A 21,687-nucleotide genomic window follows, 5' to 3' on the forward strand; every position below is an offset into this window, starting at 1 on the left:
AATAACATGTTATTGTCATTCAGTGAGGTCCGCTGATCCTTGGCTTGGTTGCAGTACCTATGTATCAGCCCCGCATCGGTAGGGGTCAAGCTGCAGGTCAATGACAACCTCGCAGCGCGCCTTGCGATGAAACAACAGCAAATCCACCCGATACCAATTCTTGTCGATGCGTGGACGGCGTTGCCGCTCAACGATTCAGGCAACGTCCCCCACCGCGGAGTCAAGCCAGTTTCGCGTAGGGGAACATCCTCTGCATCAGACTCCGTTCGACGAGTGGGTACGGCCAGGCAGGCATGGCCGGCGCCTTTCTGGGCATACGGCTCACCCGCGCGAAGGGCGGTGCCGCTGAATCGTATAGAACACGATGCCACCGTTAGACCGGTCCTGCACAGGCGAGAGATACCGCCTGTCGCTTCGAATACCGAACTCGGTCACATCCGTGACGCATCGTTGGTTTGTTCACGGACCGCTGGACTTGCTCATCGTAGTCGCCATGAAAAACACCCCAAGGGCCGGATGGGTGTCCAACTCTTGGGGTGCCGCTCATCGCGCCCGGCCTTAGCCTTGGAGTGCCTTTACTGCAGCGTGCGCGTAAAGACGAACTTGCCGTCGCGATAGTCGACCGGCACGACATCGCGCGGCCCGAACACCCCTTGCAAAATAAGCTTGGCCACAGGGTTTTCGATCTGCTGCTGAATGGCGCGCTTGAGTGGCCGCGCGCCGAACACCGGGTCGAAACCCACGCGGGCGATTTCCGACAACGCCGTGTCGGTGACCTCCAACTGCATCTCCTGCTTCTCCAGGCGCTCGGCCAGACGCCTGATCTGAATGCGCGCGATGGACTCGATGTGTTGCGCGTCCAAGGCGTGGAAAACCACCACTTCGTCGATGCGGTTGAGGAACTCGGGCCGCAACGTCTGCTTGAGTTCTTCCATCACTACGTCCTTGATCACCTCATAGGGCTTGCCCGTCATGCTCTGGATCTGCTGCGAACCCAGATTGGAGGTCATCACGATGACGGTATTGCGAAAGTCCACCGTACGACCCTGCCCATCGGTCAGACGCCCATCATCGAGCACCTGCAGAAGGACGTTGAACACATCCGGATGCGTTTTTTCTACTTCATCGAGCAAGACCACGCTGTAGGGTTTGCGGCGCACGGCTTCCGTGAGATAGCCGCCTTCTTCGTAACCCACATAGCCCGGGGGCGCGCCAATGAGGCGAGCCACCGAGTGCTTCTCCATGAACTCGCTCATGTCGATGCGGATCATGTGCTCTTCGGAGTCGAACAAGAAATCGGCCAGCGCTCGAGTCAGTTCGGTCTTGCCTACGCCGGTCGGCCCCAGAAACAGGAAAGAGCCATACGGTTTGGAGGGGTCGGCCAGCCCTGCCCGCGATCGACGGATGGCGTCGGCCACGAGGCTGCAAGCCTCCTCCTGCCCCACCACGCGCTGATGCAGCGCATCTTCCATGTGCAGCAGCTTGTCGCGCTCGCCTTCCATCATCTTGGACACCGGAATGCCCGTGGCACGCGAGACGACCTCGGCGATCTCTTCCGCACCGACCTGCGTGCGCAGCAGGCGCGGCTTACCGCCGGCGACCTCCGCGCGCTCGACGTCCTCTTCGGCCATATCGGCCGCCTTCAGGCGCGCTTCGAGCTCAGGCAGCTTGCCATACTGCAACTCGGCCAGCTTGTCGAACTGCCCTTTGCGTTGCAGCTCGGCCATGTCGGCGCGTACGCGGTCGATTTCTTCCTTGATGGACTGCGTGCACTGCACCGCAGCCTTCTCGGCCTTCCAGATTTCTTCGTAGTCGTTGTACTCGCGCTGCAGGCGCTCGAGTTCCTCTTCGATGACAGCCAGACGGCGCTTGGACGCATCATCGGTTTCTTTCTTGACGGCCTCGCGCTCGATTTTGAGCTGAATGATGCGACGATCCAGCTTGTCCATCACTTCGGGCTTGGAGTCGATTTCCATGCGGATGCGCGACGCGGCCTCGTCGATCAGATCGATAGCCTTGTCGGGCAGGAAGCGATCCGTGATGTACCGGTGCGACAACTCGGCCGCCGCGACAATGGCCGGATCGGTGATCTCCACGCCGTGGTGGATTTCGTAGCGCTCTTGCAAGCCGCGCAGAATGGCGATGGTCGACTCCACGTCGGGTTCGCCCACGAGCACTTTCTGGAAGCGGCGCTCCAGCGCGGCATCCTTCTCGATGTACTTGCGGTACTCATCCAGCGTGGTCGCGCCGATGCAGTGCAGTTCGCCGCGCGCCAGCGCCGGCTTGAGCATATTGCCCGCGTCCATGGCGCCCTCGGCCTTGCCGGCGCCGACCATGGTGTGCAACTCATCGATAAAGACGATGTTTTGCCCATCGTCCTGTGAAAGCTCTTTGAGGACGGCCTTCAGACGTTCTTCGAATTCGCCGCGGAACTTCGCGCCTGCCAGCAAGGCCGCCAGATCCAACGACAGCACGCGCTTGCCACGCAGCGTCTCGGGCACCTCATCGTTGACGATGCGCTGGGTCAGCCCTTCGACGATGGCGGTCTTGCCTACGCCCGGCTCGCCGATGAGTACGGGATTGTTCTTGGTGCGGCGCTGCAAAATCTGAATGGTGCGCCGAATTTCGTCGTCACGACCAATGACCGGGTCCAGCTTGCCCTCTCGGGCCCGCTCGGTGAGATCCATGGTGTACTTGGACAAGGCCTCGCGGTTGGACTCCCCCTCGGCCTCGGAGATTTTTTCACCGCCCCGCACAGCATCGATGGCGGTCTCCAGCGCTTTTTTCTGCAGGCCGGCTTCACGCAGGATGCGCCCGGCTTCGCCCTTGTCATCGGCCAATGCCAGCAGGAACAACTCGCTGGCGATGAAGGTGTCGCCCCGGCGCGCGGCCTCTTTGTCGGTGCGCGTCAACACGGCCTGAAGGTCGCGACTGATCTGCACGTTGTCGTCACCGGCGACCTGGGGTAGCGCCCGCATGGCGGTTTCCAGTGCGGGCTGCAGCCGGTTGACGGCCACGCCGGCGCGCGCCAGCAGGCTACCCGCACCGCTGTCGGCGTCAGCGAGCAACGCGGCCAGCACATGGACGGGTTCGATATAGGGATTGTCATTGCGGGCCGCGAGGCTTTGCGCGTCCGCCAGGGCTTGCTGGAACTTGGTGGTAACTTTGTCGAATCGCATAGTAGTCGGTTGGCAGTGATGAGAGCCATGCCATAACCCTCAGCCGGCTCGATGACCTAAATGTGCGGCCAAACAGGGGCTTTTCAAGGCCTGCCCGGCGCACGCTGAAAATCGACTTACAGTGACTTACACTACCGCCTACAACCACAGGCGGTTCTGATGAGCATAAACGTTTTTGTCTACGGCACGCTACGCAGCGGCGAAATCAATGATCTGAATCACGTTGCCGCCCGCCACGGCTTGCCCCAGCCTCGCGCGCTGGGACAGGGGCGCGTGCCAGGTTACCTGGTTGATTTTGGTGACTGGCCCGGCCTGGTGCCCGTCGCAGACGGCCGCTGGGTGATGGGTGACATATATCAAATCGATCCGCAATTGCTGCCCCTGCTCGACCATATCGAAGATGTCGGCGCGCCAGGCGGCTCCTGCTTCATGCGCACCGAGATCGCGGTCCAAACCACGCAAGGTCCGATACGCTGTCAATACTACCCCGTGGACCCGGCCCATCTTCAGGACGCCCCGGGCATCACCGATGACGACTGGGTTTCCTATCGCGCTGCACGCCAAGCCGCCGCTGTCGATGCGCTCGAAACACCGGCGTTGCTGCTGGACATCGACCGGCTGCACGCCAACACGGCCATGATGCGCGCGCGCGCCGCCGCGTTGGGTGTGACCCTGCGGCCTCACGTCAAGACGGCCAAATGCATCGAAGTGGCGCTGGCGGCCGGCGACGGACGAACCGGTCCGATCACCGTATCTACACTGAAGGAAGCGGACCAATTTTTTGCGGCAGGTTTTACGGACATTCTGTATGCCGTGGGCATCACCCCCAACAAGCTTGATCATGTTGGCCGCCTGCGCCGCGCCGGCTGCGACCTGAAGATCATCCTCGACAACCGCATCGCGGCCGAGGCCGTGTGCGAGGCGCGCAGCCGCCTCGGCCTTGATCTGCCCTGCCTGCTGGAGATCGATTGCGACGGCCATCGCAGCGGCCTCAAGCCTGACGATCCCGAACTGCTGATCATCGCAGACATCCTGCGCGTGGGCGGCGTAACCCTGGCCGGCGTGCTTACCCACGCGGGGGAATCCTATAACTGCCGCAGCCGCGAAGCCATCGTGGCGCTGGCCGAGCAAGAACGGGCCGCCTGCGTGCACGCGGCACAACGCTTGCGCGCCCAGGGCCATGCCTGCCCCATCGTCAGCGTGGGCTCCACCCCCACGGCCCGGTATGCGCACAAGCTCGATGGCGTCACCGAGCTACGCGCCGGGGTGTATATGTTCTTTGATCTGGTCATGGCCGGGATCGGCGCCTGCACCATCGACGAGATCGCGCTGTCGGTTCTGGTAACGGTGCTGGGCCACCAACCGGACCGGGGCTGGATCATCACCGACGGCGGCTGGATGGCCATGAGCCGCGACCGAGGCACCGCCCGCCAGCCAGTGGACCAGGGCTATGGCCTGGTTTGCGACCGTCTGGGCCGCCCTATCTCCGGGCTGCGCATGAGCGACGCCAATCAAGAGCACGGGGTGCTCAGCATCGAGCAGGGGGCCGTCGCCGACCTCGTCGCCGCCTACCCCGTGGGCACATTGCTGCGCATCCTGTCCAACCATGCGTGCGCCACCGGCGCCCAGCACCCGCGCTATCACCTGGTGCGCCAGGGAGGCGATCGCATCGAGGGTATCTGGGCAAGGTTTGCAGGTTGGTGATGCCTTGCGACTCTTTGGCCGTTAGAGGCATAAATCGGCGAAATTCTGCAAAGAAGACTACAATCTAACGAAAATAAACCGTGCCAGTGCTTCCGCAAGCCGGTGTGTCAAGACGACGAGGTCACGAATGCTCAAGCGGGTTCCTATCACGCCCGACGCCGCACATTGTTCCAGCTGCATGCTCGGCCATGTCTGCATTCCTATCGGCATGGCCGCGGCCGAGGTCGAAAAGCTCGACGATCTGATCAAAGAGCGCGTGCGCATCGAGAAAGGCCACACCCTTTACGAACTGGACGCGGCGCTGGATGCCGTCTATGGCGTGCGCTATGGGTCACTGAAGACTCAGCTCGAAGACGCCAGCGGTCAACTTCAGATCACGGGATTTCATCTGCCTGGCGAAATCGTCGGGCTCGATGGCATGCTGGAGTCGCGCCATGTCTCCAACGCCGTGGCGTTGGAGGACTCGGAAGTCTGCGTCATCCGCCTGTCTGAAATCGATCGCGTCGCCCACCACTTGCCCAGCTTGCAGCAACAGTTTCGCCGCCTCATGAGCCGCGAAATCACCCGCTCGCACCAGATGCTGGCCACTCTCGGATCGATGCGCTCCGAGCAGCGTCTGGCCGCCTTTTTGCTGAACCTGTCGCAACGTTATGCCGCGCTGGGCTATTCCTCGACCCAATTCGTTCTGCGCATGAGCCGCGAAGAAATCGGCAACTACCTGGGCCTGACGCTGGAGACGGTCAGCCGGCTGTTCTCGCGCTTTGCCCGCGAAGGCCTGATCCGCATCAACCAGCGCGAAGTCGAACTCCTCGATCTGCCCGGTCTGCGCCAACTGCTTGGCCACGAGCACTGCTGACGCGCCCCATGACGCCTAGCCAAGGGTGGTCCCGCCTGATTCTGGCCGCGGCCTGCTCGGGCATGCCTGTGGCCGCCGCGCTTGCACAGACCCTGCTGCCCGCCACCGAAGAGCGGGATCCCTACGAGGAACCGGTCGCCGCGCAACAGCAGCCTACGCCGCCTTGGCGCGCACTTGAGCTGGGCCGCCCCGAACAGCGCTACCCCTTCCCGGTCTATGCCAGCAAGAACCTCAAACGCGATGATTTGCGCGGCGTACGGCGGCTGGTCATCGTCGTGCACGGGATCAAGCGGGACGCCACACGCTCCTATGAGGCGGTATCTGCACTCATGGGCAACAATCCGGAGCGTCTGGATGACACGCTGATCATCGCCCCCAAGTTTTCCAGTGCGATAGACACCGGCTTCGGCCATATGCCGGCCTGGCGGCGTGCCAGTTGGGAGGACGGCGAACTCAGTATGCAGGTCAAAGGACGCCCTGCGCCGGTCAGTTCCATGCAGGTGCTCGATGACCTGTTGCACGAACTGGCCAGTGCCGAACGGCTGCCGGCCTTACGCACCGTGGTGCTTCCCGGGCACTCCGCCGGCGCGCAACTCATCCAGCGGTATGCGGTCTTGAACAACGTGGATGACGACCTGCGAAACAAAGGCCTGGACGTCCGCTATGTGGTGGCCAACCCCTCCTCCTATCTGTACCTCACGGCCGAACGCCCGCGTGCCGATGGGCGGGGGTTCGCGCCCTATGAACGTGGCATCTGCCCCACCTACAATCAATACAAGTACGGTCTGGATCAGCTCCCAGGCTACTTGCGCACCGGCGATCCGGCGCGCCTGGCGCCGCGCTATGCCGCTCGCAACGTCACCTATCTGCTGGGCAGCGCCGACAACAATCCCGAACATCAGTTTCTGGACAAAACCTGCGGCGCCGAAGCGCAGGGTGCCACGCGCTGGGCGCGAGGGCTGGGCCACTGGCGCTATGAAGTTGCCATCGCGCAACGTCACGCCGAATGGCCGGCACTGGCGCATCAGGCCCAGGAGGTGGTGGGCACTGGCCACAACGTGGCGGCCATGTTTGGCTCGACCTGCGGCGCGCGCGCGCTGCTGGGCGAAACCAGTGCGCCGCTGACCCAGGGCGCTGCCTGCCTGCCCATCACGCGCTGATCGCCTGCTTCAGCCTCCCGCGGCCTTGGATCCCTCAGACGGCACCGCACCGTCGGCAGGCAGCACCGTGGCGGCCTCGCCAGGTTCGGCCACGACATTGTCGAAGGCGGCAGTACCCGCCGGTGGCTCGGCAGCAGGCGCAGGCGGCTGCACGACGTCAGCCTCAGGCGTAAGCATTTCCATCGCAGGGTCCACCTCGACATCCACACGGGGATCGAGTGTGACCATGGCCGGCGACGACTGCAGCGTATCGGGCATCGGCACGAAATGCACCGGCGCCTCGTCGACCTGATGCAAGCCCGTGACGGCGCTCGGGCGTACCCGCCAGACCAGAATGAGGGCGCACACTGGCACGAACACGTAGTACATGGCGTGCCCCCCCAACGACATCAGAACGCCCGCCACCAGGGGTCCCAGGCAAGCCCCTACCCCATAGACCATCAACAGCACGGCGCTCAGGCTCACGCGGCGCTCGGCTTCGACGTGGTCGTTGGCCAGCGCCGCGCCCAGCGGGTAAAGCGTGAACTGCAGCACGCCCAACAGCGCCGACAAGCAAAGCAGCAGCCAGAAGGGTAAATCCAGCCAACCCCACATGAAAACCGGCACCAGCACCAGAACCGCGGCGTTGAACCGGATCAAGCCAGCGCGATTGATCCGGTCAGACAGCCATCCTATGGGCCACTGCGACAGCAGCCCGGCTGTTACCGAGACAGCCACGAACAACGCAACCTGGGAGGTGGCCAGGCCGTGCTTGGCCGCGTACACCGGTGCCAGGCCATAGAATGCGCCACTCAAGTTGCCGGCCACGAACAGCACGGTCATGGCCAGCGGCACCCGCTTGACGAAGAAAAAGAAATCCAGTGGCGCAGGCCGTGGGGTCGGGGGGTGGGAGCGCGCGGTAACGGCAATCGGTACCAGGCACAGGACCAGGCACATCGCCACGAGTACGAGCGGCCCGTCATCCAGCACGGCATAAAACGTGAGCGCCAACTGCCCCAGCACCGTCCCCAGGCCGGAGACCACCATATAGACCGAAAACACGCGGCCACGCTGGTGGTTCTCCGTCTGTTCATTGAGCCAGCTTTCGATGACCATGAACTCGGTGACCATCATGACGCCCGAGATCAGACGCAGCAGCAGCCACACCGGCAGGCTGTCTATCTGGGCCTGCAGCAGAATCATGCTGGTGGCCACCGCCGCACACGCCACGAAAGCACGAATATGCCCGACGCGAATGATGAGCTTATGCCCCAGCCGTGCGCCGCAGACCAGACCCAGGTAATACCCCGCGATCATGGAGCCGATCCAGACTTCGTTGACGGATCGTGCCGTCAATGTCAGTCCCATATAGGTATTGAACAGACCTGTGCCGACCAGCATCAGCAGGGTGGCGACGTAAAGCGAGGAAAACGAGGATATGGTCGATAGCATGGGCAGGCGGGCAGCAGAGGATACGCAGGGGCTGCACGGGAGACCGGACCGCCGGCCCCCTGAAAACCGTTAAATCTGGGACAGCAAGGTGTCGGCATCGCTGACCTCGAACTTGCCCGGGCCTTCGATATTCAGTTTCGTGACCACGCCGTCTTCGATCAGGGCCGAGTAACGCTGCGAGCGCACACCCATGCCACGGGCAATGAGATCCAGCTCCAGGCCAAGCTCACGCGTCCACAAGGCCGACCCATCCGCCAGCATGCGCACCTTGCCCGTGGCCTGCTGCTCACGGCCCCAGGCGCCCATGACGAAAGCGTCATTGACGGCCACGCACCAGATTTCGTCCACGCCCTTGTCGGCAAAAGCCTTGGCCTGGGCGATATAACCCGGCAGATGCTTGGCCGAGCAAGTCGGGGTGAACGCCCCCGGCAGCGCGAACAACGCGATCTTCTTGCCACGCGTCAGATCGGCGACCTGGAAGGGGTTGGGGCCGAGCTGGCAGCCCGCCGTTTCGGTTTCGATGAACTCGGTGAGCGTGCCGTCCGGTACGCGGTCGCCAACGGAAATAGTCATGAATTTCTCCAACAGGAACGATTATCTATTTGATTGGAAGCGTGCCGCTGTCGCGGCTCGACCTCCATCATAGATCGTGTCCGCGTGGGCGGGGATGACAGCGCTCGGGAAAAGCCTGTGCACATACTGAAACGTCTGCAAACCGGGCTGCAACCCCTGATCTGCCCACGGATGGTCATAATGAAACGTTGCGAACACGCGACGGAGGATCCCAACATGCGAGCCCTATGGATTGCAGTGGCCGCCCTGACGTCATCGGCCCAGGCGCAAACCCTGGCTGCTCCTGACGGACAGACAACCTTCGAACAAGTCGTCGCGGCCGCCGGGGCCACCAATGGCGCGGCCCGCCTGTGTGGCGCGTCCCAACCCGATCTGCTGCAGCACGAATCCAACTGGCAAGTGAACCTGAAACGCTACGCCCAGGAATACCGTTACGACACTGCGGCCTTGAAGGCGCGATTTACCCAGGGCCAGGAAACGGGTCGGCAGATGATGGAACAGATGCGCCAGGCCAGCGTGGATGGCTGCGCCGGCGTGCTGGGCAGCTTCCAGCGCGAGCGGGCCATCGGTTATGGCGAAATGAAGCAGGCCATCGCTGAAGTCACCGATGGCCTGCCGCAGGCGCCGGCACGCTGAGCTCAGAGCCCGTTCTGCTTGAACCAGTCCAGCATGCGTCGCCAAGCCTGCTCGGCCTCGGCTTTGCGAAAGCTGGGCCGATAATCCGCATGAAACGCGTGCGGGGCATCGGGATAAACATCGATGCGCGACTTCTGAGCGGCTGGGGGGCCCTTGGCTAGCGCGACCTTCATTTTGTCCACATCGGCCAGCGCAATACCTGCGTCCTTGCCACCGTAGGCGCCCAGCACGGGAGCCTGGAGCGCGGGTACAACGTCCAGTGCCGCCCGCGGCTTCAGCCCGGTGCTTGCGCCACCCAACTGACCATACCAGGCCGCCCCTGCCAACAAGCCTGGGCGGTGCGCGGCATAGAGCCAGACAATGCGCCCGCCCCAGCAGAACCCCAGGATGCCCAGCCTGGAGGCGTTTGCGCCATGTGCGGCAGCCCAGGTGGCCGTGGCATCCAGATCGGCCATCACCTGTGCGTCAGCCACCTTGTCGATGATCTCGGCGCGCAAAGACGCCATATCGGCATGCTTGGACGGATCGCCTTGACGGGCAAAGAGCTTCGGCGCGATCGCCAGATATCCCTGGTGCGCCAGGCGGCGGCAGACGTCCTGGATGTATTCGTGTACGCCGAAAATCTCCGAGACCACCAATAGCGTGGGAAGATCGCTCTTGCCTTGCGGCGCAGCGCGATAGGCAGGCATTGTGCCGTCGGTCGTGGGGATGTCGACCGGCCCGGCCACCAAGCCCTTGCTGTCGGTAGTAATGGCCGTCTGAGCCACGGCCGGCCCGGCGGCCAACGAAAAGCCGGCGGCCAGGCCGGTGGCGAGAAAGCCGCGCCGGCCAAGCCTCAGGGGCGGCAAAAGACTGTCGAACTCTGCGTCCTTCAAAACCATGAAACAACCTCCCGATGGAACCACTTCCGTGAGAAATCGACCCGTGGAGGTTTGCCATCCCAGATGCCCTCAGCATCCCGCACGAGTGCGACGTTGACTATCCGGCCATCCCGACCTTGGCTGCACCGGTTTTCGAACGCAACCTGCCCCTGTGCGCGCCCGTTGGCGCGGAACATCCTGTGAAACACAGGCGCCACCGCCAAGTTTGCCGGGGATTATCGCGTCCTAGACTGGGCTCGTCTATCATAAGGCTGCGCGCCAGCCGGCGCGGCTTCGAGCCATCCCTTATTCTGATCTTCCGTTTTTGAGATGCCTGACACCTTACCCACTCTGAGCCACCTGGACGAAAGCGGCCAGGTTCGCATGGTCGATGTCGGCGACAAGACCGAATCCGATCGTGTCGCCATCGCGCAAGGCGCGGTGCGCATGAGTCCCCAGGCCTACGGGCTGCTGACCCAACCTGGCCAGGGCAAAGGTGAGGTGCTCAACACCGCCCGTGTGGCCGCGGTGCTGGCGGCCAAACGCTGCGCCGAATTGATCCCCTTGTGTCATAGCTTGCCGCTGTCCTTCGTGGGCATCGAGTTCTCGCTGGACGACCAGGCGCACCGGATCGACATCCGGGCCACCTGCCGCACCCGTTACAAGACCGGCGTCGAAATGGAGGCCATGACGGCCTGCAGCGTCGCCGCGCTTACCATCTACGACATGTGCAAGGCGGCAGACAAGGGCATCGTGATCGAACAGGTTCGCCTGGCGTACAAGGCGGGAGGAAAAAGCGGTGAATGGCGCAACGATTGATATGTTGTACTTCGCTCGCGTGGCGGAGCTGCTGGGCAAGCGCGCCGAGCGCCTGCCTCTGCCGCAGCCGGCGAATACCGTCCAGTTGGTCGAAGATCTGGCTGTGCGCTATCCGCAGTTGTCCGAAGCGAACCGCTTAAGGCTCGCTGTCAATCAGACGCATGTCAAAGGGCCGGTGGCGCTGGCCGCAGACGACGAGGTGGCGGTCTTCGAACCCGTCACTGGAGGCTGAGACTATGATCCTCGTCCAGGAGGCCGATTTCGACACGGCCGCCCTTACCGCCGGTCTACGTGCCAAAGCCGGCTCCCAGGCAGGCGCACTGGTGACCTTCACGGGTTATGTGCGCGATTACGCCCCCGGACAGGCCACGGAAACGCTCTACCTCGAACACTATCCCGGAATGTGCGAGCGCGAGCTCGAAGCGATTGCCCGCCGCGCGCGCGAGCGCTGGCAGCTGGCCGGCACCGTCATCGCCCATCGGATCGGCGCCCTGCCCCGCGAAGACCAGATTGTTTTCGTCGCGGCAGCCAGCGCCCACCGGGGAGATGCCTTCCAGGCCTGCGAGTTCATGATCGATGCGCTCAAGACGCGCGCCCCTTTCTGGAAACGCGAAACGCTGGCCGATGGCAATCGGTTCTGGGTCCAGCAGCGCGTCGAGGACGACACCCGCACCCACGCCTGGGAAGAGAACAAGGACAAACCATGACTACCGAAAACACTGTTTCGCTGGCTTGCGCCGTGCTCACCGTCAGTGACACGCGCAGCGCCGGAGACGACACCTCAGGCAATCTTCTGGCCCACAATCTCGCCCACGCCGGCCACATGTGCGTGCGCCGCGAAATCGTGCGTGACGATGTCTACCTGATCCGCCGCGTCATGAGCGACTGGATCGCCGATCCGCAGGTACAGGTGATTCTGACCACGGGCGGCACCGGGTTTTCGCACCGAGATTCCGTGCCCGAGGCCGTGCGTCCGTTGTTCGACAAAGAGATCGACGGCTTTGGCGAGCTGTTTCGCCAGGTGTCCTATGAAGAGATCGGCTCGTCGACCATCCAGTCGCGAGCGCTGGCCGGATACGCCAACAATACCGTGATCTTCTGCATGCCAGGCTCCAACGGTGCCTGCCAGACGGCCTGGAGCCGCATCATCGCCGAACAACTGGACAGCCGACACAAACCTTGCAACTTTGCCACGCACCTCGCGCGCAGGGAAGCATCATGATGGAGTTCGACGAGGCCCAGGCACAATTGGCCAAGGCCGCCGACGCCATCACACGGCGCGAAATCCTGCCCCTGGCCAGTCTCGCTGGCCGGGTGCTGGCACAAGACATTCAGGCTGGCCTGGACCTGCCCCCGGCCGACAACAGCGCCATGGACGGCTACGCACTGCGTTACGCCGACTACGAAGCCGGCCGCGCATTGCCCGTGAGCCAGCGTATCTTCGCCGGTGATATGCCCGCCGTCCTGCCGCCGGGCCAGGCCGCACGGCTGTTTACGGGCAGCCTCATGCCGCCGGGCGCCGACACCGTCGTCATGCAAGAGGACACGCGCGAAACCGACGGAAAGGTCGAGATCCTGCAGCCTCCCAGAGCCGGACAGCATGTACGTAAACGTGGCGAAGACACGACCGCCGGGCAGGCGTTGCTGGCTGCCGGCACAGTGCTGCAGGCCTCGCATATCGCGTTGCTGGCGTCGCAAGGGCTGGCGCAAGCCGAGGTTTACGGGCGCTTGCGGGTAGGCATCCTCACCACCGGCGATGAGCTGGTCTTTCCAGGTTCGCCCCGGCAGGACCAGCAAATCTACAACTCCAATGGCGCCATGCTGGCGGCATTGGCAGAAGGCATGGGCGCTGAAGCCACCCATGTCCTGCACGCCCGCGATGAGCAGGCCAGTCTGAATGCCGCCTTTGCTCGCCTGCTGCAGGACTGCGACCTCGTCCTCAGTGTGGGTGGGGTATCGGTTGGCGAGCGCGATCTGGTCAAACCGGTACTGGAGGCCATGGGCGCGACGCTGGTGCTCTGGAAAGTCCGTATGAAACCTGGCAAACCGGTCGCATTGGCTCATATCCAGGGCAAGCCCCTGGTTTGCCTGCCTGGCAATCCGGTATCGGCCTATGCCGTCTTTACGGTATTGGTCTCGCCGCTGGTGCGCCGCATGCAGGGCCGCAGCACCACCCATCCGCGCGTGGACTGGATACCCCTGCGCACCGAGCACACGCGCCGCGATGGCCGCGAAGAGTTTCTACGAGTGCAGTACGACGCCGGCCAGGCCCCGCAACTGCATCCGTACGCCAAGCAGGGATCAGGGGTGATGAGTTCGCTACCCTGGGCCAGCGGCCTGGCACGCCTGCCTTACGATACCGACATCAGCGACGGCACCGCGGTCCGGTATTACGACTTTCGCTACTGGCAATCCTAGCCCTGCGCGAAAGCGAAATCCTCGGCAGTATTCAGGTTGAGAAAGGCGGCGGGCGCATCATCGAAGGCGACTTCGACGGCGCCCGCCCTGTCCTGCCACCATGCCACCTTGCGATCGCCACCGGCCAAATAGGCGCGCAGATCCGGCAATAGGGCCGGCCGCAACGCCATGCACACGGCATGGCGCCGCCCCTGGCAACTTGCCACGGCCAAAGGGGCCTGGGCCGCAATGGCCGCGCCGGTCAGGCGTGCCGCCAGGTCGTGGGGGATCAACGGTGTATCGCAAGGCACGCAGACCAGCCATGGGTGGCGGCACACGGCCAGCCCCGCCGCCAGCCCGGCCAGCGGCCCTTGCCATGCACCAAACTGCTTATCATCGCTGACCACCTGGCCGAATGCGGCATAGGTCGCGATATGGCGATTGGCGCTGACGATGAGCTGGCTGACCTGCGGAGCCAGGCGCTGGGCCACATGCGCCACCAGTGGCTTGCCCCGCCATAGCAGCAAGCCTTTATCGGCCTCGTTGACACGTCGGCCCTGCCCTCCGGCCAGAATCAGACCCGCGATCGAGTTATCAGCCACCGATATAGCTCATTTCGATTTTTTCGCGTTGCGTAGTGGCCAGACCACGCCGTTCCGAATAGTTATCGTCCCGCACCGACCAGACCCCGGCCAGAGCGGCGGCGACGTCCTCATCGCGGGTAAGGCCGCGCAACAGGCCACGCACGTCATGACCGCGCGAGGCAAACAGGCAAAGAAACAACTGCCCCTCCGGCGACAGACGCGCTCGCGTACAGCCGCCGCAAAAAGCATGGGTCACGCTGGAGATGACGCCAATCTCTCCGGCGCCATCGGCATAGCGCCAGCGCTCGGCCACTCTGCCCATGGGCGCATCATCGATGGGCTGCAACTCGAACTGCTCGCCCAGCCTGGCCAGCAGTTCGTCGCTGGGCAACACCTCGGCGACGTTCCAGCCATTGCTGTTGCCCACATCCATGTATTCGATAAAGCGCAACACGTGGCCGCTATGACGAAAGCGCCGTGCCATCGGCAGGATTTCGTCGTCATTGAGGCCGCGGCGCACCACCATATTGACCTTGACCGGCAACCCCGCACGAGCCGCGGCATCAATACCGTGCAACACGTCATCGGGGGTGTAGGTGGAGTCGGCAAGGCGCGCAAACCGAGCCGGGTCCAGAGCGTCCAGACTGACCGTGACGCGCGACAGCCCGGCGGCCTTGAGCGCCTCGGCCTTGCGCGCCAACAGGCTGGCGTTGGTGGTCAGTGTCAGATCCAGAGGCTGCCCCTGCGGCGTGCGCAACTGCGCCAGCATGGCGATCAGTTTATCGACGTCCTTGCGCAGCAAGGGCTCGCCGCCGGTGAGGCGGATTTTTTCCACGCCCAAGCGCACGAAAATCCGAGCGGCGCGGGTGATTTCTTCGAACGACAGCAATGCCGAATGCGGCATAAAGCGATAGTTCGCATCAAAGATCTCGCGCGGCATGCAATAGGTGCAGCGAAAGTTGCAGCGATCCGTGACCGAGATACGCAAATCGCGCAATGGGCGCGCACGGCGGTCGCGCACCGGCTCACCCTCACGCGGCGGCGTAATGGCGGCGGGTCGCTCATCGGCAAGATAGATCACGGAAGCCATTAGAAGATCATAGCCCTTGCGGCGCGGTCAGGGAAACGCCTCGGCCAGCGTCAGAAGCCGGCCGCAGTCCGCGGCGTCGTAGCCGGGCAAAGCGCCGATGTCGTTCAGATAGGCGGGACTACGCAAGGCCGTCACGAAATCCTGCATCGCGGGCTGCTCCAGATCCGCCCGCCGTAAAGCGAAGAAATACCGCTCCTGCACCAGCGGGATGAAATCCAGGCCGAAGCGGCGTGCCGCCGTTTCGACCCCCATGCCGACATCGGCCATCCCGCTGGCGATATGCGCGGCGATCGCCATGTGCGTGAACTCATTGGTCTGAAAGCCCTGCACGCGGGCAATGTCGATCCCGTGACGTTGCAACAGCAGGTGGGCGAGGTAACGGGTACTCGACCCCATCTGACGATTGACGAAACGCACGTCGGCGCGCGCCAGGTCCTCCACCCCACCGATACCCTTGGGATTGCCGGCCATGACGAAAAAACCCGTGTTGCGCACGGCCAGGATGTTTAATATGTTTATATTTGCATATTAAGCGGATGACTGCCAGCAAGCAAACGGTTCTAGCGTCGGCACGGTGCCGCAACGCTGTCAGGAGACTCCATGTCCACGGCCTGTACCCCCGCGCAGACTTCTGCGCCCGATGTCATCGCCCTCGTTCGCGATCTGGCGGCCAGCCATGCCGATCAACCCGGCGCGTTGCTGCCTCTGTTGCATGCCGTGCAGCATGCGCTGGGCTACATCCCGCCCCAGGCCGTCGCCACCCTGGCCGAGGCGCTGTCCCTGTCGCGCGCCGAGGTCCATGGCGTGATCACCTTTTATCCGGACTTCCGCAGCGAACCGGGCGGCCGCCACCGGCTGCAGATCTGCCGCGCCGAAGCCTGCCAGGCCATGGGCGGCGAGGCCCTGGCCGCCCATGCCCGCTCCCGCCTGGGCTGTGATTTCCACGGCAAAAGCGCCGATGGCGCCTACAGCCTGGACCCCGCCTATTGTCTGGGCCTGTGTGCGCAATCGCCGGCCCTGATGCTCGATGGCCGTCCCTATGCGCGCATGAGCGTCGACGGGTTGGACCGACTGATCGATGCGTCGAGGCAAGCATGACGGGCCCTGTAAGGATTTATGTTCCCCGGGATGCGGCCGCGCTGGCGGTAGGCGCTGACGCCGTGGCCCAGGCCATCATGGCCGAAGCGGCCCGCCTGGAGCAGTCCGTTGAGCTGGTGCGCAATGGCTCACGTGGTTTGTTGTGGCTGGAGCCTTTGGTCGAAATCCAGACGCCGCAAGGTCGCGTGGCTTACGGCCCGGTAACGACCGGCGAGGTCAGTGCGTTATTTGCCGCGGGCTGGCTCGGCGGTCAGACCGCGCATCCGCTGTGCCAGGGATTCACCGAAGACATCCCCTATCTGCGCCGCCAGGAAAGGCTGACGTTCGCGCGGGTAGGCATCACGGACCCGTTATCCATCCTGGACTACGCGGCACATGGCGGCCTGGCCGGGCTGGAGCGCGCCCTCACGATGACGGCCGCGCAGATCGTCGAGGCCGTCACGGCGTCCGGCCTGCGCGGGCGCGGCGGCGCGGCCTTTCCCACCGGCGTGAAGTGGAACACGGTACTGAACGCATCCTCGCCCACCAAATACATCGTTTGCAATGCCGACGAGGGCGATTCCGGCACGTTTGCGGACCGTCTGCTCATGGAAGGCGATCCGTACGCGCTCATAGAGGGCATGACCATTGCCGGACTGGCTGTGGGCGCCGAATATGGCTACATCTATGTGCGCTCCGAGTACCCTCATGCGATCGCCACATTGCGCACGGCGATACAGCGCGCACGCGAGGTGGGATGGTTGGGCGACGACATCCATGGCAGCGGTCGGCGCTTCGATCTCGACGTCCGCCAGGGGGCAGGCGCGTATATCTGCGGCGAAGAGACTTCCCTGCTCGAAAGCCTGGAGGGCAAGCGTGGTGTGGTGCGCGCCAAACCGCCGCTGCCCGCGATACGCGGGCTGTTCGGTCAGCCCACTGTCATCAACAACGTGATTTCGCTGGCAACCGTGCCCACCATCCTGGCGCGCGGCGCGGCCTACTACCGCGACTATGGCGTCGGGCGGTCACATGGCACCCTACCCTTCCAACTGGCCGGCAACATCCGGCACGGCGGCCTGGTCGAAAAGGCGTTTGGCCTGAGTCTGCGCGAACTTCTCTACGACTTCGGGGGTGGCAGCGCCAGCGGCCGGCCATTGCGCGCTGCCCAGGTAGGGGGCCCTTTGGGCGCTTACCTGCCGCAAGACCAATGGGATGTGCCATTGGGCTACGAGGCCTATGCCGCCATCTCGGCCATGGTGGGCCACGGCGGCGTGGTCGCCTTCGACGACAGCGTGGATATGGCACGCATGGCGCGCTACGCCATGGAATTCTGCGCCGCCGAGTCATGCGGCAAATGTACGCCTTGCCGCATCGGCTCGACGCGTGGCGTCGAGACGCTGGACCGCATCATCGCGGGCGGCCCGGCACGCCAGGCGCAAGTCCATCTCTTGCGCGACCTCTGCGACACCATGCTCGGTGGCTCATTGTGCGCGCTGGGCGGCATGGCCCCATACCCCGTGCTGTCGGCCCTGAATCACTTCCCCGAAGACTTCGGGCACACCCCTCTGGCCGCGTGAAGGAGCCGTCATGCTGGAAACCGTCCTCAAACGCGACCGTGATCTGGGCACCCCTGCCCGCACGGCCCAACGCCTGGTCAGCCTGACCATAGACGGCCAGGCGATCTCGGTGCCTGAAGGCACGTCGGTCATGCGCGCTGCCGCTGAAGCGGGCATCAACATCCCCAAGCTGTGCGCCACCGACAGCCTGGAAGCGTTCGGCTCCTGCCGGCTCTGCCTGGTGCAGATCGAGGGCCGGCGCGGCTATCCCGCGTCGTGCACGACCCCCGTCGAAGACGGCATGGTGGTCGTGACCGAAACGGCCAAACTCCATGAACTGCGCCGAGGCGTGATGGAGCTCTACATCTCCGACCATCCTCTGGACTGCCTGACCTGTGCGGCCAATGGCGACTGCGAGCTGCAGGATATGGCTGGTGTGGTGGGCCTGCGCAACGTGCGCTACGGCCATGATGGCGCCAATCACCTGCAGTCTGCCAAGGATGAATCCAATCCGTATTTCAGCTATGACCCGTCCAAGTGCATCGTGTGCAGCCGTTGCGTGCGCGCCTGCGAGGAAACGCAGGGCACCTTTGCCCTGACCCTATCTGGAAAGGGATTCGAGGCGCGCGTGTCGGCAGGACAGGATCAACCCTTCATGGACAGCGAGTGCGTGTCCTGCGGAGCCTGTGTGCAGGCATGCCCGACCGCCACCCTGCAGGAGAAGACCGTCATCATGATGGGCCAAGCCGAGCACGCCGTCATTACCACCTGTGCGTATTGTGGCGTCGGCTGCGGCTTCAAAGCGGAAATGAAGGGCCAGGAAGTGGTGCGCATGGTGCCTTGGAAGGACGGCCAAGCCAACCGCGGGCACTCTTGCGTCAAAGGCCGCTTTGCCTGGGGCTACACCACACACCGCGAGCGCGTGCTCAAGCCCATGATCCGGGAACGCATCAGCGATCCCTGGCAGGAGATCTCGTGGGACGAAGCCATTCAATACGCCGCGGCGCAGTTCCGCCGCATCCAGGCCGAGCATGGACGTGACGCCGTGGGCGGCATCACGTCGTCGCGCTGCACCAATGAAGAAACCTGGCTGGTGTAAAAGCTGATCCGCGCCGCCTTCAATACCAATAACGTCGACACGTGCGCGCGGGTATGTCACTCGCCCACCGGATATGGGCTCAAGCAGACGTTGGGGGGAATCTGCCGGCACGCAGACGTTCGACTCGGTCATGCACAGCGACGTGGTGATTGTGATGGGTGCCAACCCAAGCAGCGGCCATCCTGTGTTTGCGTCACGCCTGAAAAAGCGGCTGCGCCAGGGTGCCAAGCTCATCGTCATCGACCCGCGTCGCATTGAACTGGTCGACTCGCCGCACATCAAGGCCGACTACCACCTGCAAGTTCGACCCGGAACCAATGTCGCGCTGCTGACTGCCCTGGCCCATGTCATCGTCACCGAAGGGCTGGTCGCCGAGTCGTTCGTGGCCGAGCGCTGCGAGACGGCTGCGTTCGAACAATGGAAAACCTTCGTCAGTCGCCCCGAGCATGCGCCAGAAGCCACCCAAGAGATCACCGGTGTACCGGCCCAGATCGTGCGCGGCGCGGCGAGGCTGTACGCCAGGGGCGGCAACGCCGCCATCTACTACGGGTTGGGCGTGACCGAACACAGCCAGGGCTCGACCACGGTGATGGCCATCGCCAACCTGGCCATGGCCACCGGCAACATCGGGCGCGACGGGGTGGGCGTCAATCCGCTGCGCGGGCAGAACAATGTGCAGGGCTCTTGCGACATGGGGTCTTTTCCGCATGAGCTTCCCGGCTACCGCCATATCTCGGATGAGGACGCCCGACAGCTCTTCGAGAACGATTGGGGCGTGACGCTGCAACCCGAACCGGGTCTGCGTATCCCCAATATGTTCGAGGCTGCGCTCGCGGGCAGTTTTTTGGGCCTGTACTGCCAGGGCGAAGATATCGTCCAGTCCGACCCGAATACTCAACACGTGGCTGCCGCGCTGTCGGCCATGGAGTGTATCGTCGTGCAGGATCTATTCCTGAACGAAACGGCCAAATACGCCCATGTCTTTCTGCCAGGCTCGTCCTTCCTGGAAAAGGACGGCACCTTCACCAATGCAGAGCGTCGTATCTCGCGCGTGCGCAAAGTCATGGAGCCGCGCAACGGTCTGGCCGATTGGGAAATCACCATGGCACTATCCAACGCCTTGGGCTACCCCATGCATTACGGTCACCCCCGCGAGATCATGGCTGAAATCGCACGTCTGACGCCATCCTTTGCCGGGGTGAGCTACGAAAAACTCGATCAGGCAGGCAGCTTGCAATGGCCCTGCAACGCGGACAGCCCGCTCGGCACCCCCATCATGCACGTCGATGTTTTTGTGCGGGGCAAGGGCCGTTTCATGATCACGCGCTATGTCGCCACGGACGAGCGCAGCACACGCCGCTTTCCGTTGCTGCTCACGACGGGCCGGATCCTGTCGCAATACAACGTGGGCGCGCAAACCCGCCGCACGGAGAATGTGCGCTGGCATGCGCAAGACCTGCTGGAAATCCATCCGCAGGACGCGGAAGACCGCGGAGTGCGCGAAGGCGACTGGGTGGGAATACAAAGTCGCGCAGGCGAGACCGTGCTGCGCGCCACGCTGACAGACCGCGTCCAACCCGGCGTGGTATATACGACCTTCCACTTCCCGGAATCCGGCGCCAACGTGGTGACCACCGACAACTCGGACTGGGCCACCAACTTCCCCGAGTACAAAGTGACAGCAGTGCAGGTCACCCGAGTCTCGCAGCCGTCGGAATGGCAACGGCAATGGACGCGATTTACCGAGACGCAACAACGCCTGCTGAGCGATCGCGACACCGCCGTTCTGGCCGGGAAATAACGGCACGGAGATATCCCGACATGACCGCCCCCGAGACCATCATCTGGCCCGACCATCGCGAGGTAGCGGTGTTGCGCGTGCGCGATGAACGCAGGCAACCACATTGCGAAACGGACAGACTGGCCGAGGAAACGCCGGTGGCACTGGAATTCAATGGCATCAGCCATGCCACGATGCTGGCCACACCAACCGATCTGGAAGACTTCGCATTGGGTTTTGCCTTGAGCGAAGGCATCGTCGATGTCGCCAGTGACGTGCGCGGCATCGATCTGGATGCTCGCTGCGACGGAATCGTGGTGCAGCTGGAAATCGCCACGGCATGCGAAGTCCGGCTCAAGCAACGGCGCCGCGCCATGGCCGGACGTACCGGTTGCGGCCTGTGCGGCGTCGAAACCCTGCCCGAAGTACTGCGACAGGTCACTCCCTTGCCTGCGATGCCTGCGCTACCGTTGGCCGGGTTGCTGGCGGCCATGCGCGCCCTGCGCGCCCGACAAGTGCTGCACGAAGCCACTGGCGCGACTCATGCCGCCGGCTGGGCCGACGCCACGGGTGTGCTGCACGTGGTGCGGGAGGACGTGGGACGCCACAATGCCCTGGACAAACTCGTCGGCGCCCTCGCGCGCGCTGGCCTGCCAGGCGCGCAGGGCATGGTTGTCGTCTCCAGCCGCGCCAGCTTCGAAATGGTGCAAAAGACCGCCAGCGCCGGCATCGGTGTGCTAGCCGCCGTGTCCGCCCCCACGGCGCTGGCCCAACGGTTGGCGGAGCAGACGGGGCTGACCCTGGTGGGTTTCGTCCGCGGTGAAAACGCCACGCTCTACTCCCATCCTGGCCGACTTGTCTAAACCCCGGCCGCACTGAACCGAAT

18 protein-coding genes and 2 pseudogenes are annotated in these 21,687 nt (G+C 63.7%); 13 read left to right on the top strand and 7 right to left on the bottom strand.

Translation table 11 applies throughout. The features are described 5' to 3' along the window. Nucleotides 1-575 precede the first annotated feature (575 nt). Complete coding sequence (clpB, locus tag LK440_RS09900) at nucleotides 576-3,179, bottom strand: ATP-dependent chaperone ClpB (RefSeq protein ID WP_005013156.1); 2,604 nt, start codon at nucleotides 3,177-3,179, stop codon at nucleotides 576-578. A 159-nt stretch (nucleotides 3,180-3,338) separates the two neighbouring features. On the opposite strand from clpB, the gene LK440_RS09910 reads away from it, so the two are divergent. From LK440_RS09910 to LK440_RS09920, 3 genes are all read left to right on the top strand, one after another. Continuing rightward, complete coding sequence (locus LK440_RS09910; RefSeq protein ID WP_005013155.1) at nucleotides 3,339-4,883, top strand: alanine racemase; 1,545 nt, start codon at nucleotides 3,339-3,341, stop codon at nucleotides 4,881-4,883. Nucleotides 4,884-5,010: 127 nt separating this feature from the next. After that, a complete protein-coding gene (locus tag LK440_RS09915) occupies nucleotides 5,011-5,739 on the top strand; it encodes a helix-turn-helix domain-containing protein (protein ID WP_005013154.1) in 729 nt (242 codons plus the stop codon). Between the two features lie 8 nt (nucleotides 5,740-5,747). After that, a complete protein-coding gene (locus tag LK440_RS09920; protein ID WP_005013153.1) occupies nucleotides 5,748-6,899 on the top strand; it encodes a hypothetical protein in 1,152 nt (383 codons plus the stop codon). Between the two features lie 9 nt (nucleotides 6,900-6,908). Here LK440_RS09920 and LK440_RS09925 read toward each other — a convergent pair whose 3' ends face one another. Both LK440_RS09925 and LK440_RS09930 read right to left on the bottom strand, forming a co-directional pair. Then, on the bottom strand, nucleotides 6,909-8,330 hold the full coding sequence (locus tag LK440_RS09925) for an MFS transporter (protein ID WP_005019178.1): 1,422 nt from the start codon (nucleotides 8,328-8,330) through the stop codon (nucleotides 6,909-6,911). 69 nt (nucleotides 8,331-8,399) lie between these two features. Then, entirely contained in the window at nucleotides 8,400-8,903 is a 504-nt protein-coding gene (locus LK440_RS09930) for a peroxiredoxin (protein WP_005013152.1), read from the bottom strand. A gap of 180 nt (nucleotides 8,904-9,083) precedes the next feature. Between LK440_RS09930 and LK440_RS09935 the strand changes: the two genes are divergently transcribed. Continuing rightward, the gene (locus tag LK440_RS09935) at nucleotides 9,084-9,539 is read left to right on the top strand and encodes a hypothetical protein (RefSeq protein ID WP_005013151.1); all 456 of its coding nucleotides are present in this window, start codon (nucleotides 9,084-9,086) and stop codon (nucleotides 9,537-9,539) included. A gap of 2 nt (nucleotides 9,540-9,541) precedes the next feature. On the opposite strand, the gene LK440_RS09940 is transcribed toward LK440_RS09935, so the two are convergent. Continuing rightward, a complete protein-coding gene (locus LK440_RS09940) occupies nucleotides 9,542-10,420 on the bottom strand; it encodes a dienelactone hydrolase family protein (RefSeq protein ID WP_005013150.1) in 879 nt (292 codons plus the stop codon). Nucleotides 10,421-10,729: 309 nt separating this feature from the next. Between LK440_RS09940 and moaC the strand changes: the two genes are divergently transcribed. From moaC to LK440_RS09965, 5 genes are read left to right on the top strand one after another with little or no spacing between them, the layout of a single operon-like run. Continuing rightward, nucleotides 10,730-11,218 (top strand): cyclic pyranopterin monophosphate synthase MoaC, encoded by a 489-nt coding sequence (gene moaC, locus LK440_RS09945; RefSeq protein ID WP_017685444.1) that lies wholly within the window; start codon nucleotides 10,730-10,732, stop codon nucleotides 11,216-11,218. Next, complete coding sequence (locus LK440_RS09950) at nucleotides 11,199-11,450, top strand: MoaD/ThiS family protein (protein ID WP_025341388.1); 252 nt, start codon at nucleotides 11,199-11,201, stop codon at nucleotides 11,448-11,450. Before moaC ends, LK440_RS09950 begins: the two co-directional genes overlap by 20 nt. 4 nt (nucleotides 11,451-11,454) lie before the next feature. Continuing rightward, a complete protein-coding gene (locus LK440_RS09955) occupies nucleotides 11,455-11,925 on the top strand; it encodes a molybdenum cofactor biosynthesis protein MoaE (protein ID WP_005013145.1) in 471 nt (156 codons plus the stop codon). Further along, on the top strand, nucleotides 11,922-12,440 hold the full coding sequence (gene moaB / locus LK440_RS09960; RefSeq protein ID WP_005013142.1) for a molybdenum cofactor biosynthesis protein B: 519 nt from the start codon (nucleotides 11,922-11,924) through the stop codon (nucleotides 12,438-12,440). The genes LK440_RS09955 and moaB overlap by 4 nt, the downstream gene beginning before the upstream one ends. Next, nucleotides 12,437-13,636, top strand: a complete 1,200-nt coding sequence (locus tag LK440_RS09965) for a molybdopterin molybdotransferase MoeA (RefSeq protein WP_005013141.1) — start codon at nucleotides 12,437-12,439, stop codon at nucleotides 13,634-13,636. The genes moaB and LK440_RS09965 overlap by 4 nt, the downstream gene beginning before the upstream one ends. Here LK440_RS09965 and mobA read toward each other — a convergent pair. From mobA to LK440_RS09980, 3 genes and pseudogenes are all read right to left on the bottom strand, one after another. Beyond that, complete coding sequence (gene mobA, locus LK440_RS09970; protein ID WP_005013140.1) at nucleotides 13,633-14,217, bottom strand: molybdenum cofactor guanylyltransferase MobA; 585 nt, start codon at nucleotides 14,215-14,217, stop codon at nucleotides 13,633-13,635. The two genes, LK440_RS09965 and mobA, sit on opposite strands and share 4 nt — an antisense overlap. Next, on the bottom strand, nucleotides 14,210-15,289 hold the full coding sequence (gene moaA, locus LK440_RS09975; protein WP_005013139.1) for a GTP 3',8-cyclase MoaA: 1,080 nt from the start codon (nucleotides 15,287-15,289) through the stop codon (nucleotides 14,210-14,212). The genes mobA and moaA overlap by 8 nt, the downstream gene beginning before the upstream one ends. 27 nt (nucleotides 15,290-15,316) lie before the next feature. After that, nucleotides 15,317-15,805: pseudogene (locus LK440_RS09980) on the bottom strand (substrate-binding domain-containing protein); the annotation flags it as partial. Between the two features lie 84 nt (nucleotides 15,806-15,889). Here LK440_RS09980 and LK440_RS09985 point away from each other — a divergent pair. The 4 genes and pseudogenes from LK440_RS09985 to fdhD all read left to right on the top strand — a co-directional run bounded on the left by LK440_RS09985 (nucleotide 15,890) and on the right by fdhD (nucleotide 21,664). Beyond that, nucleotides 15,890-16,387, top strand: coding sequence for a formate dehydrogenase subunit gamma (locus LK440_RS09985; RefSeq protein ID WP_005013137.1), 498 nt, complete (start codon nucleotides 15,890-15,892; stop codon nucleotides 16,385-16,387). Further along, nucleotides 16,384-17,943, top strand: a complete 1,560-nt coding sequence (locus LK440_RS09990; RefSeq protein WP_005013128.1) for a formate dehydrogenase beta subunit — start codon at nucleotides 16,384-16,386, stop codon at nucleotides 17,941-17,943. The genes LK440_RS09985 and LK440_RS09990 overlap by 4 nt, the downstream gene beginning before the upstream one ends. A gap of 10 nt (nucleotides 17,944-17,953) precedes the next feature. Further along, nucleotides 17,954-20,822, top strand: a pseudogene (gene fdhF / locus LK440_RS09995) (formate dehydrogenase subunit alpha). A 20-nt stretch (nucleotides 20,823-20,842) separates the two neighbouring features. Beyond that, a complete protein-coding gene (gene fdhD, locus LK440_RS10000; protein ID WP_005013125.1) occupies nucleotides 20,843-21,664 on the top strand; it encodes a formate dehydrogenase accessory sulfurtransferase FdhD in 822 nt (273 codons plus the stop codon). Nucleotides 21,665-21,687 lie beyond the last annotated feature (23 nt).

It is taken from the genome of Bordetella holmesii, from assembly GCF_020735985.1.
Lineage (GTDB): Bacteria > Pseudomonadota > Gammaproteobacteria > Burkholderiales > Burkholderiaceae_B > Bordetella > Bordetella holmesii.

What these genes read in the sequence shown, in the direction of transcription:
- LK440_RS09985 (WP_005013137.1), top strand. Translation starts at nt 15,890, where the DNA reads ATGTCCACGGCCTGTACCCCCGCGCAGACTTCTGCGCCCGATGTCATC.
- clpB (WP_005013156.1), bottom strand. Translation starts at nt 3,179, where the DNA reads ATGCGATTCGACAAAGTTACCACCAAGTTCCAGCAAGCCCTGGCGGAC.
- LK440_RS09965 (WP_005013141.1), top strand. Translation starts at nt 12,437, where the DNA reads ATGATGGAGTTCGACGAGGCCCAGGCACAATTGGCCAAGGCCGCCGAC.
- moaA (WP_005013139.1), bottom strand. Translation starts at nt 15,289, where the DNA reads ATGGCTTCCGTGATCTATCTTGCCGATGAGCGACCCGCCGCCATTACG.
- fdhD (WP_005013125.1), top strand. Translation starts at nt 20,843, where the DNA reads ATGACCGCCCCCGAGACCATCATCTGGCCCGACCATCGCGAGGTAGCG.
- LK440_RS09930 (WP_005013152.1), bottom strand. Translation starts at nt 8,903, where the DNA reads ATGACTATTTCCGTTGGCGACCGCGTACCGGACGGCACGCTCACCGAG.
- LK440_RS09920 (WP_005013153.1), top strand. Translation starts at nt 5,748, where the DNA reads ATGACGCCTAGCCAAGGGTGGTCCCGCCTGATTCTGGCCGCGGCCTGC.
- LK440_RS09955 (WP_005013145.1), top strand. Translation starts at nt 11,455, where the DNA reads ATGATCCTCGTCCAGGAGGCCGATTTCGACACGGCCGCCCTTACCGCC.
- LK440_RS09910 (WP_005013155.1), top strand. Translation starts at nt 3,339, where the DNA reads ATGAGCATAAACGTTTTTGTCTACGGCACGCTACGCAGCGGCGAAATC.
- moaC (WP_017685444.1), top strand. Translation starts at nt 10,730, where the DNA reads ATGCCTGACACCTTACCCACTCTGAGCCACCTGGACGAAAGCGGCCAG.
- LK440_RS09940 (WP_005013150.1), bottom strand. Translation starts at nt 10,420, where the DNA reads ATGGTTTTGAAGGACGCAGAGTTCGACAGTCTTTTGCCGCCCCTGAGG.
- moaB (WP_005013142.1), top strand. Translation starts at nt 11,922, where the DNA reads ATGACTACCGAAAACACTGTTTCGCTGGCTTGCGCCGTGCTCACCGTC.
- LK440_RS09915 (WP_005013154.1), top strand. Translation starts at nt 5,011, where the DNA reads ATGCTCAAGCGGGTTCCTATCACGCCCGACGCCGCACATTGTTCCAGC.
- LK440_RS09935 (WP_005013151.1), top strand. Translation starts at nt 9,084, where the DNA reads ATGAAACGTTGCGAACACGCGACGGAGGATCCCAACATGCGAGCCCTA.
- LK440_RS09990 (WP_005013128.1), top strand. Translation starts at nt 16,384, where the DNA reads ATGACGGGCCCTGTAAGGATTTATGTTCCCCGGGATGCGGCCGCGCTG.
- LK440_RS09925 (WP_005019178.1), bottom strand. Translation starts at nt 8,330, where the DNA reads ATGCTATCGACCATATCCTCGTTTTCCTCGCTTTACGTCGCCACCCTG.